The sequence below is a fragment of the Halomonas binhaiensis genome (genome assembly GCF_008329985.2).
In the GTDB taxonomy this organism is placed as follows: Bacteria; Pseudomonadota; Gammaproteobacteria; order Pseudomonadales; family Halomonadaceae; genus Halomonas; species Halomonas binhaiensis.
Genome location: NZ_CP038437.2, coordinates 600,602 through 618,480, shown reverse-complemented (window position 1 = coordinate 618,480; position 17,879 = coordinate 600,602). Strand labels below are relative to the sequence as shown.

Below are 17,879 nucleotides of genomic sequence, written 5' to 3'. Positions count from 1 at the left end.
ATGACAACCGATCATCCCGTATCGGCCAGCTCAAGCACACCCTCTGACAGCCTGGGCCGCGATGCCTGGCGTCGCCTGACCAAGAACAAGGCCGCCATGGTCAGCCTGGCATTGCTCTGTCTGATCACCGTGACCTGTATCGTCGGCCCCTGGCTACTTCCCTGGGGTCTGGCCGATGTCGACTGGAACGCCTTCGATGTCGGACCAACTCTGGAAGGTTTTCATCTACTTGGCACCGACGCCAACGGCCGCGATCTGCTTACACGCACACTCTACGGAGGCCAGGTCTCACTGTCCGTGGCACTGGTGGCCACCTTCGTCAGCTTGATCATCGGGGTACTCTACGGCGCCATTTCCGGTTATGTCGGCGGCCGCGTCGACAGTTTGATGATGCGCTTCGTCGACATCATGTACTCGCTGCCATTCATGTTCCTGGTGATCCTGCTGATGGTGGTATTCGGGCGCAACATCTTCCTGATCTACGCGGCCATTGGCGCAGTGGAATGGCTTGACATGGCCCGTATCGTACGTGGCCAGACGCTTTCCCTTAAGCAGCGAGAGTTTGTCGAGGCCGCCCATGCTCTGGGCGTCAAGGACGGTAAGGTTGTCACCCGCCACCTTATTCCCAACGCCATCGGCCCAGTAATCGTCTATGTCACCCTGACCGTGCCCAAGGTCATCCTGCTGGAAAGCTTTCTGTCGTTCCTCGGCCTCGGCGTACAGGAGCCACTGACCAGTTGGGGTGTGTTGATCTCAGAGGGTACCGACATGATGCAGACCTCCCCCTGGATGCTACTGGTCCCTTCGGTATTCCTGGCACTGACCCTGTTCTGTCTCAACTTCCTCGGCGATGGGCTCCGGGATGCCCTCGACCCGAAGACCCGCTAAGCCGACAAGGAGACCCATCATGACAGAGACACCCCGACAACACTCTGCCACACCACTGCTCGAGGTCGATGAACTATCGGTGGACTTCGACCTGCCGCATGGCCAGGTGACCGCCGTGAAGAACATCAGTTTCACCCTTTCCCCAGGGGAAACTCTGGCCCTGGTCGGCGAATCCGGCTCCGGAAAGTCGGTCACCTCCACCGCCACCATGCGCCTGCTGCCGGAGTTGGCCAAGGCCCATGGCGCCATCCGCTTCAAGGGAGAAGACATACTCCAGGCTACGCCCAAGCGCATGCGCCGTATCCGTGGCGGCAACATCGCCATGATCTTTCAGGAACCGATGACCTCATTGAACCCGCTACACCGCATCGGCTATCAGATCGGCGAAGTCCTCCATCGTCACAAGGCACTCAAGGGACGAGCCGCCCGTACTCGAGCCATGGAGCTGCTGGCACAGGTCGGCATTCCAGAACCCGAACGCCGCATCGACAGCTTTCCCCATGAGCTATCCGGTGGACAGCGCCAGCGAGTGATGATTGCCATGGCCTTGGCAGGCGAGCCAGAACTGCTCATCGCCGACGAGCCGACCACGGCCCTTGATGTCACTGTACAGGCCCAGATTCTCGAATTGCTCAAGGAACTGCAGCAACGCTATGGCATGGCCATCCTGTTCATCACCCATGACTTGACCATCGTGCGCCACTTCGCTGACCGGGTCTGTGTGATGCGTCGTGGCGAACTGGTTGAACAAGGTCGGACCCAAGCGCTGTTCGCCAACCCTCAGCATCCCTATACCCGCATGCTGATCGATGCCGAGCCCCATGGCTGCAAGGATCCGGTAGACGAAACACAACCGGTGTTATTGCAGGCCAAGGAGGTGCGTGTGCGCTTTACCATCAAGAAACGCTGGCTGGGCAAGAGCGATGTCTTCGATGCGGTACGTGGCATCGACCTTAGTATTCGTCGCGGCCAGACCGTGGGAATCGTCGGTGAATCCGGCTCTGGAAAGTCCACGCTAGGGCGTGCGTTGTTGCGCTTGCTCGATAGCGAAGGCGAAATCCGCTTTGCTGATACTCGCCTTGATGACCTGGACAAAAGCGCCATGCGCCCCATTCGTTCACGCCTGCAAGTGGTCTTCCAGGATCCCTTCGGCTCCCTCTCTCCACGCATGACGGTAGGCGAGATCATTGGCGAAGGGCTCAAGGTTCATGCGCCGCACCTGTCCAGGGCTGAACGGGATGCTCAGGTCACCAGCGCCCTCCAAGAGGTCAGCCTGGATCCGGCCATGCGCAACCGCTACCCCCACGAATTCTCAGGAGGCCAGCGTCAGCGCATCGCTATCGCTCGAGCCCTGGTGCTGAAGCCAGAATTTCTCCTGCTGGACGAGCCGACCTCCGCCTTGGACCGCTCTGTGCAAGTCACCGTCATCGACTTGTTGCGCGATCTGCAGAAAAAGCACGGACTGACGTACCTGTTCATCAGCCATGACCTCGCTGTAGTGCGGGCACTTTCCGACACGGTGCTGGTGATGAAGGACGGTGTTGTCGTGGAGCGAGGTGATGCCGAAGGACTCTTTGCCAACCCTCAGACCGACTACACCAAGCGCCTGCTGGCCGCAGCTATGCTCGAAAACGTGGCCTGATGCCATAAACTGTTCGTCCACCGCCTTCCTCGGCTAACCTGTGAACCATGCAGGCATTCAGGGCAAGGCAGGTGGACAATGGAAAAGTCGGACGTTCGGGCTCGGACAATCAAGTCCAGTTCAGGCACGGTCGGGACAGGCAGGACCAAGCAGCACAAGCCCACACCTTGTGGCAACTGGCGCAAGACGCTTGCGATCATGACCGTGACCTTACCTGCCTCTGTTCTACTGCCGCCCGCATGGGCGGCAGATACACTTGTCGACTCGCATATCGATAGCATCACGCTCTCCCGCGGCGGCTTGGCCGAAATACAGCGCAGTACCCGCGTAAGTGCCGACAGCAAACTACGCCTGGAAGTCCCTCTGGCACAGGTCAACGATATTCTCAAGAGCCTGGTGGTGCAGGATCCACAGGGTAGTGTCCAGGGCATGAGTCTGGACGGCCTGGCTGCCGTTGAAGAAACCTTTCGCCGCCTGCCCTTCAACTCCGAGCAGCTCAGCTCCTTGCCTGAACTGGTGGCCACGCTTCAAGGTATACAGATTCGTGCCAGTTCTCAGGGCCGTACCCTGCAGGGGACGGTTCTGGGCGTGACCGAGCGTCCAATGGCAGTTCAGGACGGCCAGCTTGTCAGTGAACCCGTGCTGTCACTGATGAATGCAGATGGGCAAATGGAAGTCATGCGGCTGGGCACCGATACTGCCATCGAAATCCTCGACGCTACCATGCGCGAGCGAATCACCGATGCCGCACGGGCCAGTGGAAGAGGGAATACTGACCAGGTACGCGAAATTACCATCGCTCTTGCCGGCGACAGCGAGCGCGAGGTCACACTCTCCTATGTCGTACCGGCCCCGGTCTGGAAGAGCGCTTATCGCCTGGTCATGGATGAGCAGGGCTCCCAGGCCAGACTGCAAGCCTGGGGAGTGATCGAAAATGCCAGTGGCGAAGATTGGAATGACATCTCGCTGACGTTGTCTTCCGGAGCCCCTGTGACACTCACTCAGCGCTTGCATCAACGCTACTGGCACCAGCGTGAAGAGGTCCCGGTGATGGTTGGCGCCTCGGCGGCCCCAGAACCTGACGACACCAAGCAAGTCGCCATGGGCGCAAGTCCCCCCCAGCTACAGCGCTTTTCTCAAGCCAGGATGGCAGCAGATATGGCGGTTGCCGAGGCAGCACCTTCGCCCCGCTCAATCGCAAACTCGAATCAGAGTGCCGACACCAGTGAAGGGACAACCCAAGCCAACTATCGCCTTCCTCATGCTATCGACCTTGCCTCAGGTCAGACCCTGGCCGTGCCCTTTATCGACGGAGAAATACCCGCTCAACAGGTTTCCGTGTTTCAGCCAGAAGGTGGCAGAACCCACCCTATCGCGAGCCTGCAACTGGTCAACGATACCGGCACAAGCCTGCCCGCCGGCATCCTGACCGTCTATGATCGGGACAATGGTTATATTGGTGATGCCCAGCTCAGGGAGTTGCCCGATGGTGAGAGCCGAATGGTCAGTTTTGCCGCTGACCATAAGGTAGAGATCAGCACCCGGAGCATACCCGAGGACCAGACCCAGATCACCATCGTCGACGACACCCTGCATGCCATCCACACATCGCGCAGGGTCACGACCTATACCATCAAGGGGGCAGAAGACGCACCTCGTACCGTCATTATCGAGCACCCTCGCCAGAATGGCTGGGACTTCTCTTCACCAGAACTCGACATCACCACTCCGACACATTACCGGTTACGCGTGGATGTCGAAGCAGGCCGTGAACGCGACGTTGTGGCCACTCTGGAACGACATGACACGGAAGTCATTGCCTTGGCAGATATTGATGCGGGAAGTCTCTTTGCCTGGTCGGGCAATGCTGTGGATGCCAATACCGCCAAGCGCCTGTCCGATCTCGCTGAGCTGAAACGCCAGGCCAGCCAAGCCCAGCGAGAAGTGGATGAAATCACTGCCCAGATCAAGCAGTCCGAGAGCAGCCAGGCCCGTGTTCGTGACAACCTTGCAGCAGTACCACCTGACAGCGAGCTAGGACAACGCTATCTCAATATGCTGGAAAACCAAGAGAATCGCATTGCCCAGCTCGAAGATGAGCAGCAAAAAGCCCGGACAGCATTGCGTGATCGACAGGCAGCAATCGATGCCTTCATTCGCCAATTGCCAGGAACTTCATGACCTGACGAGCGGCAGGCCACATCACACTGCCATGATCTTCTCCTGCGAACACCATCTGTTCATTGGTCAGTTGTGAGCAATGCGCGTCGAGCAACTGGCCAAGCGCAATGGTGTTGTCGACCATAGCCCGTTGCTCACGCAGGCTGGAGAGCGTTTCATCCTCGTCAGGCCGGGGCTTCTGTTCATTACCTCCGACACCCAACAGCAGACGATGCCCACGCAGCGCTTCACACCATTCGGCACCCTGAACCAGTTTATGAAACTCCGTGAGCAATTTGCCCTGGTTCCACCATAGAGAAGGGCTGATCGCGATGTAGTCACGGAAACACTCTGGACAAGTCTGCAGCACATGAAGGGCGAACAAGGCGCCATATGAGTGCCCCAGCAAGGCCGTACGTTCATCATTTACCGCATAACGCTCGGCAATTGTCGGTCGCAGGGTATCCATGATGAAGCGCAGGAAATCCTTGGCTCCACCTTGGCCATCACCAATACCGTCCCCTGGAGGAGTGTAGTCGAGAGCTCGCTGCTCAAGGGCGAAACGCTCTACTCCGGGATAGCCAATGCCTACAATCAACAACGGTAGAGCATTGCCACTCGGCCCATCCCGAGTCAGCGTTTCACGCGCTTCCCTCAGCAGAGGGAAGCGCGCGTTTCCATCCAGTACATAAAGTACCGAATAACCTTCTTCTGGTGCCGGCGCGGAAGGCAAGGCTACTTCAATGTGATAGCTCCTGCCCGGCTTGCTGCTGCTCTCCAAGTCGAAGGCTTCGCTGTACGGCAGAACAACCGCTTCAGGCTCCGAGGAAGCTACTTCTTGTCCATTTGCTGGAGTCATCATAGTCATCAGCACAATCCCTAGCGCTGTAATAAAAAGTCCTGAAGGTAGCAGACGCTGATCCAGCGTATCTTCAGAAGTCATAACGCAATGTGGCAACGGCACTGGCGGGGGCCCCGGGGAAGTTGAAGGTGTTGGCAGCACCGACACGGGTGTAGTAGTCGCGATCGAAAATGTTGTAGACGTTGAGCTGGCCACTCAACTGGCGAGTGAAGTCATAGCCAAGCATGGCATCAAACACCGCATAACCTGGCGCTTCGATACCACTGCTGGTACTGAAGTCGCTGACTGCCGTCATGCCACCACCAACATGCAAACCATCCAGAGCACCGCCTTCGAAGGAATACTTGGTCCACAGATTGACCTGATTCTCCGGCATCAACGAGAAAGTGATGTCATCAGGCGTCTCTTTCTTCACTTCGATATCCATGTAGGTGTAACCGAAGATTAGATCCCACTGGGGCGTGATGCTGCCAGTCACTTCCAGTTCGGCGCCAGTAACCTCGACCTCGCCGCTATCGATGTAGTAGTCGGCACCAGGGTCCGAGGACGATGCAGCGCGATGACTGTCAGTCAGGCTAAAAGCACTGATACGAGCATTCAGGTCACCATCCAGGTAAACGCCCTTGATGCCCAGCTCGTATTGATCACCTTCGCGCGGATCAATGAGATTACCACTGGCATCGATCTGAGTCTGAGGTTTGAACACTTTGGAGTAACTGCCATACAGCGAGTGATTCCAGTCCAGATCATAGACCAGCCCCGCATAGGGAGTGACAGCCGTGTCATCCATGGATGCCTGGCTGTTCCCCGCCCTATCGTTGTAGTGCACATCGAAATGACTGACACGGGCACCGGCAATCAGAGCCAGCGACTCGAGAGGACGCAATATTACCTTGCCATAGGCGCCGGTTTCCTCAAGCTGTGACTGATAATCACTGAAACGGAAACCCGGTACCCCCGCTTCAGCAGAAGAGAGAATGTCCACATAGCTCAGGTCATTGAGCTCGCCCTTCGTCACCGAGCTGGAGGTCAATCCGCGCGCACGTCCTTGCTGGCTATCGGTGTCATAGTCTTTGTAATCGACCCCCACGACAAACTCGTTGGCGTTGCCGAAAGCATCAAAGGCCTGGGTATAACTGGCATCCAGTGACAACGCCTGATCATCGACGACACTACCGAATCCGGCAACACCAAGCCGACCTTCCTCATCCAGGGCACTGCCACCGAAGGCATAGTTCATATCAGCATCACGGTCACTGTAGCGTGCTGCAAGGCGCCCATAGCCACCATTGGTGAAGCGATGCGTCAGCTCGGTAATGACGTCATACGACTCGCTGTCGAAGTTGTTCCAGTCAGCACCATAGAAATCCTCACGATGGCCGTAGAGCAGATTGCCGTTACTGTCGAGCGGCTGCCCATTGTTGACGACAATATCCCGGGCATTATGGATGAACCCGAGCGACAGCTCGGTAGCGTCGGTGAGGTCGATGTCCAGTGCCGCATAGAGGTCGGTCTGTTCATTTTCGTTGTCATCGACCCACTCCGGCTGCTGGGTCTGCTCGGCGACCAGTCGGCCGCGTATACGTCCCTGGCTATCGAGAGGACCGGAAACATCGATCCCTGCGCGATAATCATGTTCAGTACCAACACTACCGGTCAACTCACCCTGAAAACTGTCCGTGGGACGCTTGCGGACTAAGTTGACGATACCACCCATCTCACTGGTGCTGTTGAACAGCCCCGAAGGGCCACGCATGATCTCGACTCGATCAAAGGCCGCCAGCGAGGGCAAGGTGCCATTGATACTGGCCATCGGTGCTGGCAAGCCATCAATGCTGTAGGCATCGTACTCGTAGCCGCGAGCGAAAATAGATGAACGTCCACTGTCGTTGCTAAGCGTGCGCACACCTGGCGTATGGCGAGCCAACTGATCAAGAGTGCTGAAATTCTGGTCCTTGATGGCCTCATGAGTCACCACACTGACCGACTGCGGAATATCCCGCAGCGCCGCCGGCACCTTGGTACCTACCGTCACCGCATCGACGGAATAGCCCCCCGTCGCCTCGCTAGACAGCATGTCATAAAGCCGCACTCCGACGACGCGCTCGGTACCAAGATCCACCTCGGCTGTCACACCATCCTGAGCCGACACTCCTGTCGACAGCGTCAGTACACTTCCAGCGCACAGCGATTGAAGTACCCGCCCCTTGTTCTGCTTCATGATTCCCTTTGCCCGCCAATAAGCTTAATGATAACGAGTTGCATTTCTTATTCATGATGGGCATTGTTACATCCTGCAACCGGCATTACCTTTGCCCGGCTACCAGTCATATTTGCGGACACGGCAGAAATGCCGATCCTGCTCAATCAGGACATGCAAAAGTGGGAGTCTTCAACAGCTCGCCTCTGGTGGGCCTCAGTGACATTCGTTCACTGGCCAGTGTACTTACCCAGAATCATCGATGCTCCACCACCATGCAGCCTCTCGGCCAGGCTCCACTATTGGGTCACATGTACCAGCATGAGGTACAACCGGGGCTTTTCCTGCGCATCAATCGCATACGTGATCGTGTCGGCCTACATAGCGAAGCCCTGCTGTCACCAGGCCTGAAAGTAGCGATGGTATGGAAGGGAGAGGCTCGCATCAGCCTGGCGGGGCAGTCCTTGATGCTTGGCCAGAACAGCCGCTTCAAGGCCATGGTTGCAGCCCTGGATCATCCTGCAGTCTTTCAGCGCCAGGGCATCAAGGGTGGCATCGAATACAGCGTGGTACTGACCGCAACTCCAGCCTGGCTATTGCGCCGCCTCGGCCACAGCTCGGCACTCGGGCTCTTCGGTGCTCCGCTAGGCCAGCAATTTCCTGATCTGCCGATCAGGATAGAGTACTGGCAGCCCTCTCAGAACCTTGTCCATAAACTCGAGTCCCTGGATATCTCATCCACAGCCACTTCTCTGCGACTGCTTGATCTCGAGGCTGTGGCGCTCAACCTGATCAGTGAATCACTCGCCGCCATCGACTCCCCTGTCACCCACACCAGTTTCCCCTCACAAGACTGGACACAGAGACTGGAAGTCTTGATCAACAGTGGAGAAGCCGGCCAGTTGAGCCAATCACAACTCGCCCAGCGCCTCGGCATGAGCTTGCGTCAGCTACAGCGCCGATATCATCGAGAATTCGGCGCTCCACTGGGAGAGCATCTGCGACAAAGAAGGCTCCGACGTGCCTATGACGCCCTCACCCACGAGTCCATCAGTATCGAAAGCGCCGCCGCCATTGCCGGCTATAACAGCGCTGCAAACTTTGCCACCGCCTTTCGCAAGGCCTACGGCATGACCCCTAGCGCCTGTCGAAAGCAGGGGAAGATGTGAGCTACGAGCTTCGAGCTTCGAGCTTCGAGCTTCGAGCTTCGAGCAGCATGGTGACACCACTGAGTACAGTGCCAACCTCCAGAAACGCAACAACCCCAGCCACCGCTGATGACTGGGGTTGCTCTGAATATTGCGGGCTTGAGCGGCCTGGTGCCACAGCACGGCTCGCTGCCCGAGCGCAGCGTGCTCGTCGCTCGTCGCCTGCCTCAGAATGTGAAAAACCCCGACCATCTTTTGATGATCGGGGCTTCTCGAATAAATGCCTGACGATGACCTACTCTCACATGGGGAGACCCCACACTACCATCGGCGCTGAGCGGTTTCACTGCTGAGTTCGGCAAGGGATCAGGTGGTTCCCACTCGCTATGGTCGTCAGGCGAAAAAGGCAATGCATATCATGCTGATCGACACGTTCCAACGTATCCGTCAATTGTTCGTCGTGATGTCATCGACCAAAAACCCCTTGGGTGTTATATGGTCAAGCCTCACGGACCATTAGTACCGGTTAGCTCAACGCCTCGCAGCGCTTCCACACCCGGCCTATCAACCAGCTGGTCTTGCTGGGTCCTTTAGGAGGCTCAAGGCCTCAGGGAGATCTCATCTTGAAGGGGGCTTCCCGCTTAGATGCTTTCAGCGGTTATCCCGTCCGTACATAGCTACCCGGCGATGCCACTGGCGTGACAACCGGAACACCAGAGGTACGTCCACTCCGGTCCTCTCGTACTAGGAGCAGCACTTCTCAAATCTCCAACGCCCACGGCAGATAGGGACCGAACTGTCTCACGACGTTCTAAACCCAGCTCGCGTACCACTTTAAATGGCGAACAGCCATACCCTTGGGACCGACTTCAGCCCCAGGATGTGATGAGCCGACATCGAGGTGCCAAACACCGCCGTCGATGTGAACTCTTGGGCGGTATCAGCCTGTTATCCCCGGAGTACCTTTTATCCGTTGAGCGATGGCCCTTCCATACAGAACCACCGGATCACTAGAACCTACTTTCGTACCTGCTCGACGTGTCTGTCTCGCAGTTAAGCACCCTTATGCTCTTGCACTCAATGCACGATTTCCAACCGTGCTGAGGGTACCTTCGTGCTCCTCCGTTACTCTTTGGGAGGAGACCGCCCCAGTCAAACTACCCACCACACACGGTCCTCGAACCGGATAACGGTCCTGAGTTAGAACGCCAATGATGCCAGGCTGGTATTTCAGGTTGGCTCCACTCGATCTGGCGACCGAGTTTCAAAGCCTCCCAGCTATCCTACACAAGCAACATCAGCGTCCAGTGTGAAGCTGTAGTAAAGGTTCACGGGTCTTTCCGTCTAGCCGCGGGTACACAGCATCTTCACTGCGATTTCAATTTCACTGAGTCTCGGGTGGAGACAGCGTGGCCATCATTACGCCATTCGTGCAGGTCGGAACTTACCCGACAAGGAATTTCGCTACCTTAGGACCGTTATAGTTACGGCCGCCGTTTACCGGGGCTTCAATCAGGAGCTTCGCGTGAGCTAACACCATCATTTAACCTTCCGGCACCGGGCAGGCGTCACACCCTATACGTCCTCTTACGAGTTTGCAGAGTGCTGTGTTTTAATAAACAGTTGCAGCCACCTGGTATCTTCGACCGCTTCGGGCTCGAGGAGCAAGTCCTGTCACCCTGATGCGGCGTGCCTTCTCCCGAAGTTACGGCACCATTTTGCCTAGTTCCTTCACCCGAGTTCTCTCAAGCGCCTTGGTATTCTCTACCTGACCACCTGTGTCGGTTTGGGGTACGGTCCCACTGTATCTGAAGCTTAGAGGCTTTTCCTGGAAGCGTGGCATCGATGACTTCCTGACCGTAGTCAGTTCGTCTCGTCTCTCGGCCTTAGGGATCCGGATTTGCCAAAATCCCCAGCCTACTGACTTTCACCAGGACAACCAACGCCTGGCTCACCTAGCCTTCTCCGTCCCCCCATCGCAATACAGTGAGGTACGGGAATATTAACCCGTTTCCCATCGACTACGCCTTTCGGCCTCGCCTTAGGGGCCGACTCACTCTGCTCCGATTAGCGTCGAACAGAAACCCTTGGTCTTCCGGCGGGGGAGTTTTTCACTCCCCTTGTCGTTACTCATGTCAGCATTCGCACTCGTGATACCTCCAGCAGACTTCTCAATCCACCTTCATCGGCTTACACGACGCTCCTCTACCGCTCGTCATTCGACGAACCCGTAGCTTCGGTACCTGGTTTAGCCCCGTTACATCTTCCGCGCAGGCCGACTCGACTAGTGAGCTATTACGCTTTCTTTAAAGGATGGCTGCTTCTAAGCCAACCTCCTAGCTGTCTAAGCCTTCCCACATCGTTTCCCACTTAACCAGGATTTCGGGACCTTAGCTGACGGTCTGGGTTGTTTCCCTTTTCACGACGGACGTTAGCACCCGCCGTGTGTCTCCCACGCTTGCACTCACCGGTATTCGGAGTTTGCCTCGGGTTGGTAAGTCGGGATGACCCCCTAGCCGAAACAGTGCTCTACCCCCGGCGGTGATACGTGAGGCGCTACCTAAATAGCTTTCGAGGAGAACCAGCTATCTCCGGGCTTGATTAGCCTTTCACTCCGATCCACAAGTCATCCAAATCTTTTTCAACAGATCCTGGTTCGGTCCTCCAGTTGATGTTACTCAACCTTCAACCTGCTCATGGATAGATCGCCCGGTTTCGGGTCTATTTCCAGCGACTGGTCGCCCAGTTAAGACTCGGTTTCCCTACGCCTCCCCTATACGGTTAAGCTCGCCACTGAAAATAAGTCGCTGACCCATTATACAAAAGGTACGCGGTCACAGAACGAGTCTGCTCCCACTGCTTGTACGCATACGGTTTCAGGATCTATTTCACTCCCTCTCCGGGGTTCTTTTCGCCTTTCCTCACGGTACTGGTTCACTATCGGTCAGTCAGGAGTATTTAGCCTTGGAGGATGGTCCCCCCGTCTTCAGTCAAGGTTTCACGTGCCTCGACCTACTCGATTTCACAACACTCAGGTTTCGGCTACGGGGCTATCACCCACTATGGCCAGACTTCCCAGTCTGTTCGCCTACCAGTTGTGTTGCTTAAGGGCTGGTCCCCGTTCGCTCGCCGCTACTAGGGGAATCTCGGTTGATTTCTTTTCCTCGGGGTACTTAGATGTTTCAGTTCCCCCGGTTCGCCTCTTGTACCTATGTATTCAGTACAAGATACCCAGCTTGTGCTGGGTGGGTTTCCCCATTCAGAAATGTCCGGGTCACAGGTTGTTTGCCACCTCGCCGAACCTTATCGCAGGCTGCCACGTCTTTCATCGCCTCTGACTGCCAAGGCATCCACCGTATGCGCTTCATCGCTTGACCATATAACCCCAAGGGGTCTGTCAATCGATGACGATCACGACAATTGCCGGATACGCTTGAAACGTATCGTTGCTCTTTCTCCGGGAAGAGAAAGAGACTTTGTCAGCATGATATACATTGTTAAAGAGCGTTTAGAGCCATAAGCTCTAAGCTGTAAGCTCCAAGGGGACAGCTTTGTTCAGTGTCACCTCAAGCCTATAGCTTAGGACTTATTATCAGACTGTATGGTAGCGTCTTTTCTTACCGCTAAAGCTTAAGGCTTATTGCGGCAAGATGGTGGAGCCAAGCGGGATCGAACCGCTGACCTCCTGCGTGCAAGGCAGGCGCTCTCCCAGCTGAGCTATGGCCCCATTCTGAGCTTTAAGCAACAAGCCTCAAGCTGAAAGAAAACCTCGCACTGAATAGCTCTTCCATGCCAGGGTTACTTACAGCTTCAAACTGATGGCTTCCAGCTTGAACTTGGTGGGTCTGGGCAGATTTGAACTGCCGACCTCACCCTTATCAGGGGTGCGCTCTAACCAACTGAGCTACAGACCCAAACAGTCATTGCTCTATCTTGATCAGGTAATTCATTGTGAGCACTTACCGACAGTCAGTGACTTGTCGATTAAGGAGGTGATCCAGCCGCAGGTTCCCCTACGGCTACCTTGTTACGACTTCACCCCAGTCATGAACCACACCGTGGTGATCGCTCCCCCGAAGGTTAAGCTAACCACTTCTGGTGCAGTCCACTCCCATGGTGTGACGGGCGGTGTGTACAAGGCCCGGGAACGTATTCACCGTGACATTCTGATTCACGATTACTAGCGATTCCGACTTCACGGAGTCGAGTTGCAGACTCCGATCCGGACTGAGACCGGCTTTTCGGGATTAGCTCCACCTCGCGGCTTCGCAACCCTTTGTACCGGCCATTGTAGCACGTGTGTAGCCCTACCCGTAAGGGCCATGATGACTTGACGTCGTCCCCACCTTCCTCCGGTTTGTCACCGGCAGTCTCCCTAGAGTTCCCTGACCGAATCGCTGGCAAATAGGGACAAGGGTTGCGCTCGTTACGGGACTTAACCCAACATTTCACAACACGAGCTGACGACAGCCATGCAGCACCTGTCTGAGAGTTCCCTGAAGGCACCAATCCATCTCTGGAAAGTTCTCTCGATGTCAAGGGTAGGTAAGGTTCTTCGCGTTGCATCGAATTAAACCACATGCTCCACCGCTTGTGCGGGCCCCCGTCAATTCATTTGAGTTTTAACCTTGCGGCCGTACTCCCCAGGCGGTCGACTTATCGCGTTAACTGCGCCACAAAGCTCTCAAGGAGCCCAACGGCTAGTCGACATCGTTTACGGCGTGGACTACCAGGGTATCTAATCCTGTTTGCTACCCACGCTTTCGCACCTCAGTGTCAGTGTCAGTCCAGAAGGCCGCCTTCGCCACTGGTATTCCTCCCGATCTCTACGCATTTCACCGCTACACCGGGAATTCTACCTTCCTCTCCTGCACTCTAGCCTGACAGTTCCGGATGCCGTTCCCAGGTTGAGCCTGGGCTTTCACAACCGGCTTATCAAGCCACCTACGCGCGCTTTACGCCCAGTAATTCCGATTAACGCTCGCACCTCCGTATTACCGCGGCTGCTGGCACGGAGTTAGCCGGTGCTTCTTCTGTGAGTGATGTCCTTCCTCCAGGGTATTAACCCGAAGGCCTTCTTCCTCACTGAAAGTGCTTTACAACCCGAAGGCCTTCTTCACACACGCGGCATGGCTGGATCAGGCTTTCGCCCATTGTCCAATATTCCCACTGCTGCCTCCGTAGGAGTTCGGGCCGTGTCTCAGTCCCGATGTGGCTGATCATCCTCTCAGACCAGCTACGGATCGTCGCCTTGGTGGGCCTTTACCCCACCAACTAGCTAATCCGACATAGGCTCATCCGATAGCGCAAGGTCCGAAGATCCCCTGCTTTCCCCCGTAGGGCGTATGCGGTATTAGCCTGGGTTTCCCCAGGTTATCCCCCACTATCGGGCAGATTCCTATGCATTACTCACCCGTCCGCCGCTCGACGCCTGGAAGCAAGCTTCCATCGTTTCCGCTCGACTTGCATGTGTTAGGCCTGCCGCCAGCGTTCAATCTGAGCCATGATCAAACTCTTCAGTTAAAAGCTTGATAGTCCATTAAGTGGACCAAACTTGGCTCAAGGTTCAAACGTCTCGTTTGACGAGTCGCTTGCCTTGATATTCAGTGACTTGTCACTAACATATCGGCAAGCGCCCACATGAATTACCTGATCAATTGTTAAAGAGCATCTCGCTGTCTTGTGACTTGATCCGCTTCGCGGATCGCCCTGCGAGGAAGGCGTATTCTACAGACTCAGAAGCTTTCGTCAAGTGCCTTTTTCAAGGTTGATGTTCAGGCCGTAGCCAAACATCCTTCTGATTGCCGCCGCTTTAAAAGAGGCTTCTACTTATAGGGAAAAACCCCGACCATCTTTTGATGATCGGGGCTTCTCGAATAAATGCCTGACGATGACCTACTCTCACATGGGGAGACCCCACACTACCATCGGCGCTGAGCGGTTTCACTGCTGAGTTCGGCAAGGGATCAGGTGGTTCCCACTCGCTATGGTCGTCAGGCGAAAAACGGCAATGCATATCATGCTGACCGACACGTTCCAACGTACCCGTCAATTGTTTGTCGTGATGTCATCGACCAAAACCCCTTGGGTGTTATATGGTCAAGCCTCACGGACCATTAGTACCGGTTAGCTCAACGCCTCGCAGCGCTTCCACACCCGGCCTATCAACCAGCTGGTCTTGCTGGGTCCTTTAGGAGGCTCAAGGCCTCAGGGAGATCTCATCTTGAAGGGGGCTTCCCGCTTAGATGCTTTCAGCGGTTATCCCGTCCGTACATAGCTACCCGGCGATGCCACTGGCGTGACAACCGGAACACCAGAGGTACGTCCACTCCGGTCCTCTCGTACTAGGAGCAGCACTTCTCAAATCTCCAACGCCCACGGCAGATAGGGACCGAACTGTCTCACGACGTTCTAAACCCAGCTCGCGTACCACTTTAAATGGCGAACAGCCATACCCTTGGGACCGACTTCAGCCCCAGGATGTGATGAGCCGACATCGAGGTGCCAAACACCGCCGTCGATGTGAACTCTTGGGCGGTATCAGCCTGTTATCCCGGAGTACCTTTTATCCGTTGAGCGATGGCCCTTCCATACAGAACCACCGGATCACTAGAACCTACTTTCGTACCTGCTCGACGTGTCTGTCTCGCAGTTAAGCACCCTTATGCTCTTGCACTCAATGCACGATTTCCAACCGTGCTGAGGGTACCTTCGTGCTCCTCCGTTACTCTTTGGGAGGAGACCGCCCCAGTCAAACTACCCACCACACACGGTCCTCGAACCGGATAACGGTCCTGAGTTAGAACGCCAATGATGCCAGGCTGGTATTTCAAGGTTGGCTCCACTCGATCTGGCGACCGAGTTTCAAAGCCTCCCAGCTATCCTACACAAGCAACATCAGCGTCCAGTGTGAAGCTGTAGTAAAGGTTCACGGGGTCTTTCCGTCTAGCCGCGGGTACACAGCATCTTCACTGCGATTTCAATTTCACTGAGTCTCGGGTGGAGACAGCGTGGCCATCATTACGCCATTCGTGCAGGTCGGAACTTACCCGACAAGGAATTTCGCTACCTTAGGACCGTTATAGTTACGGCCGCCGTTTACCGGGGCTTCAATCAGGAGCTTCGCGTGAGCTAACACCATCATTTAACCTTCCGGCACCGGGCAGGCGTCACACCCTATACGTCCTCTTACGAGTTTGCAGAGTGCTGTGTTTTAATAAACAGTTGCAGCCACCTGGTATCTTCGACCGCTTCGGGCTCGAGGAGCAAGTCCTGTCACCCTGATGCGGCGTGCCTTCTCCCGAAGTTACGGCACCATTTTGCCTAGTTCCTTCACCCGAGTTCTCTCAAGCGCCTTGGTATTCTCTACCTGACCACCTGTGTCGGTTTGGGGTACGGTCCCACTGTATCTGAAGCTTAGAGGCTTTTCCTGGAAGCGTGGCATCGATGACTTCCTGACCGTAGTCAGTTCGTCTCGTCTCTCGGCCTTAGGGATCCGGATTTGCCAAAATCCCCAGCCTACTGACTTTCACCAGGACAACCAACGCCTGGCTCACCTAGCCTTCTCCGTCCCCCATCGCAATACAGTGAGGTACGGAATATTAACCCGTTTCCCATCGACTACGCCTTTCGGCCTCGCCTTGGGGCCGACTCACTCTGCTCCGATTAGCGTCGAACAGAAACCCTTGGTCTTCCGGCGGGGGAGTTTTTCACTCCCCTTGTCGTTACTCATGTCAGCATTCGCACTCGTGATACCTCCAGCAGACTTCTCAATCCACCTTCATCGGCTTACACGACGCTCCTCTACCGCTCGTCATTCGACGAACCCGTAGCTTCGGTACCTGGTTTAGCCCCGTTACATCTTCCGCGCAGGCCGACTCGACTAGTGAGCTATTACGCTTTCTTTAAAGGATGGCTGCTTCTAAGCCAACCTCCTAGCTGTCTAAGCCTTCCCACATCGTTTCCCACTTAACCAGGATTTCGGGACCTTAGCTGACGGTCTGGGTTGTTTCCCTTTTCACGACGGACGTTAGCACCCGCCGTGTGTCTCCCACGCTTGCACTCACCGGTATTCGGAGTTTGCCTCGGGTTGGTAAGTCGGGATGACCCCCTAGCCGAAACAGTGCTCTACCCCCGGCGGTGATACGTGAGGCGCTACCTAAATAGCTTTCGAGGAGAACCAGCTATCTCCGGGCTTGATTAGCCTTTCACTCCGATCCACAAGTCATCCAAATCTTTTTCAACAGATCCTGGTTCGGTCCTCCAGTTGATGTTACTCAACCTTCAACCTGCTCATGGATAGATCGCCCGGTTTCGGGTCTATTTCCAGCGACTGGTCGCCCAGTTAAGACTCGGTTTCCCTACGCCTCCCCTATACGGTTAAGCTCGCCACTGAAAATAAGTCGCTGACCCATTATACAAAAGGTACGCGGTCACAGAACGAGTCTGCTCCCACTGCTTGTACGCATACGGTTTCAGGATCTATTTCACTCCCCTCTCCGGGGTTCTTTTCGCCTTTCCCTCACGGTACTGGTTCACTATCGGTCAGTCAGGAGTATTTAGCCTTGGAGGATGGTCCCCCCGTCTTCAGTCAAGGTTTCACGTGCCTCGACCTACTCGATTTCACAACACTCAGGTTTCGGCTACGGGGCTATCACCCACTATGGCCAGACTTCCCAGTCTGTTCGCCTACCAGTTGTGTTGCTTAAGGGCTGGTCCCCGTTCGCTCGCCGCTACTAGGGGAATCTCGGTTGATTTCTTTTCCTCGGGGTACTTAGATGTTTCAGTTCCCCCGGTTCGCCTCTTGTACCTATGTATTCAGTACAAGATACCCAGCTTGTGCTGGGTGGGTTTCCCCATTCAGAAATGTCCGGGTCACAGGTTGTTTGCCACCTCGCCGAACCTTATCGCAGGCTGCCACGTCTTTCATCGCCTCTGACTGCCAAGGCATCCACCGTATGCGCTTCATCGCTTGACCAT

6 protein-coding genes, 2 tRNA genes and 5 rRNA genes are annotated in these 17,879 nt (G+C 55.6%); 4 read left to right on the top strand and 9 right to left on the bottom strand.

What is annotated here, in order from left to right:
* From E4T21_RS02725 to E4T21_RS02715, 3 genes are all read left to right on the top strand, one after another.
* A complete protein-coding gene (locus E4T21_RS02725) occupies nt 1–888 on the top strand; it encodes an ABC transporter permease (RefSeq protein WP_240349360.1) in 888 nt (295 codons plus the stop codon).
* A 19-nt stretch (nt 889–907) separates the two neighbouring features.
* On the top strand, nt 908–2,530 hold the full coding sequence (locus E4T21_RS02720; protein ID WP_149283280.1) for an ABC transporter ATP-binding protein: 1,623 nt from the start codon (nt 908–910) through the stop codon (nt 2,528–2,530).
* Nucleotides 2,531–2,728: 198 nt separating this feature from the next.
* Complete coding sequence (locus E4T21_RS02715; protein ID WP_187775094.1) at nt 2,729–4,711, top strand: DUF4139 domain-containing protein; 1,983 nt, start codon at nt 2,729–2,731, stop codon at nt 4,709–4,711.
* On the opposite strand, the gene E4T21_RS02710 is transcribed toward E4T21_RS02715, so the two are convergent.
* Together E4T21_RS02710 and E4T21_RS02705 are read right to left on the bottom strand one after the other, a co-directional pair.
* A complete protein-coding gene (locus E4T21_RS02710) occupies nt 4,683–5,558 on the bottom strand; it encodes an alpha/beta hydrolase (protein WP_187775093.1) in 876 nt (291 codons plus the stop codon). The genes E4T21_RS02715 and E4T21_RS02710 overlap by 29 nt on opposite strands.
* Before the next feature lie 64 nt (nt 5,559–5,622).
* Complete coding sequence (locus E4T21_RS02705; protein ID WP_149283273.1) at nt 5,623–7,773, bottom strand: TonB-dependent siderophore receptor; 2,151 nt, start codon at nt 7,771–7,773, stop codon at nt 5,623–5,625.
* Nucleotides 7,774–7,934: 161 nt separating this feature from the next.
* Between E4T21_RS02705 and E4T21_RS02700 the strand changes: the two genes are divergently transcribed.
* Entirely contained in the window at nt 7,935–8,921 is a 987-nt protein-coding gene (locus tag E4T21_RS02700; protein ID WP_187775092.1) for a helix-turn-helix domain-containing protein, read from the top strand.
* Between the two features lie 261 nt (nt 8,922–9,182).
* Here E4T21_RS02700 and rrf (E4T21_RS02695) read toward each other — a convergent pair.
* From rrf (E4T21_RS02695) to E4T21_RS02665, 7 genes are all read right to left on the bottom strand, one after another.
* Nucleotides 9,183–9,298, bottom strand: a 5S ribosomal RNA gene (gene rrf, locus E4T21_RS02695).
* 97 nt (nt 9,299–9,395) lie between these two features.
* Nucleotides 9,396–12,277 (bottom strand): 23S ribosomal RNA (locus E4T21_RS02690).
* Nucleotides 12,278–12,551: 274 nt separating this feature from the next.
* Nucleotides 12,552–12,627, bottom strand: a tRNA-Ala gene (locus E4T21_RS02685).
* Between the two features lie 110 nt (nt 12,628–12,737).
* A tRNA-Ile gene (locus tag E4T21_RS02680) sits at nt 12,738–12,814 on the bottom strand.
* Nucleotides 12,815–12,885: 71 nt separating this feature from the next.
* A 16S ribosomal RNA gene (locus tag E4T21_RS02675) occupies nt 12,886–14,423 on the bottom strand.
* A 359-nt stretch (nt 14,424–14,782) separates the two neighbouring features.
* A 5S ribosomal RNA gene (gene rrf, locus E4T21_RS02670) occupies nt 14,783–14,898 on the bottom strand.
* A gap of 97 nt (nt 14,899–14,995) precedes the next feature.
* Nucleotides 14,996–17,877: ribosomal RNA gene (locus E4T21_RS02665) — 23S ribosomal RNA — on the bottom strand.
* The 16S, 23S and 5S rRNA genes sit together here with 2 tRNA genes alongside, the layout of an rRNA operon.
* Nucleotides 17,878–17,879: the final 2 nt, after the last annotated feature.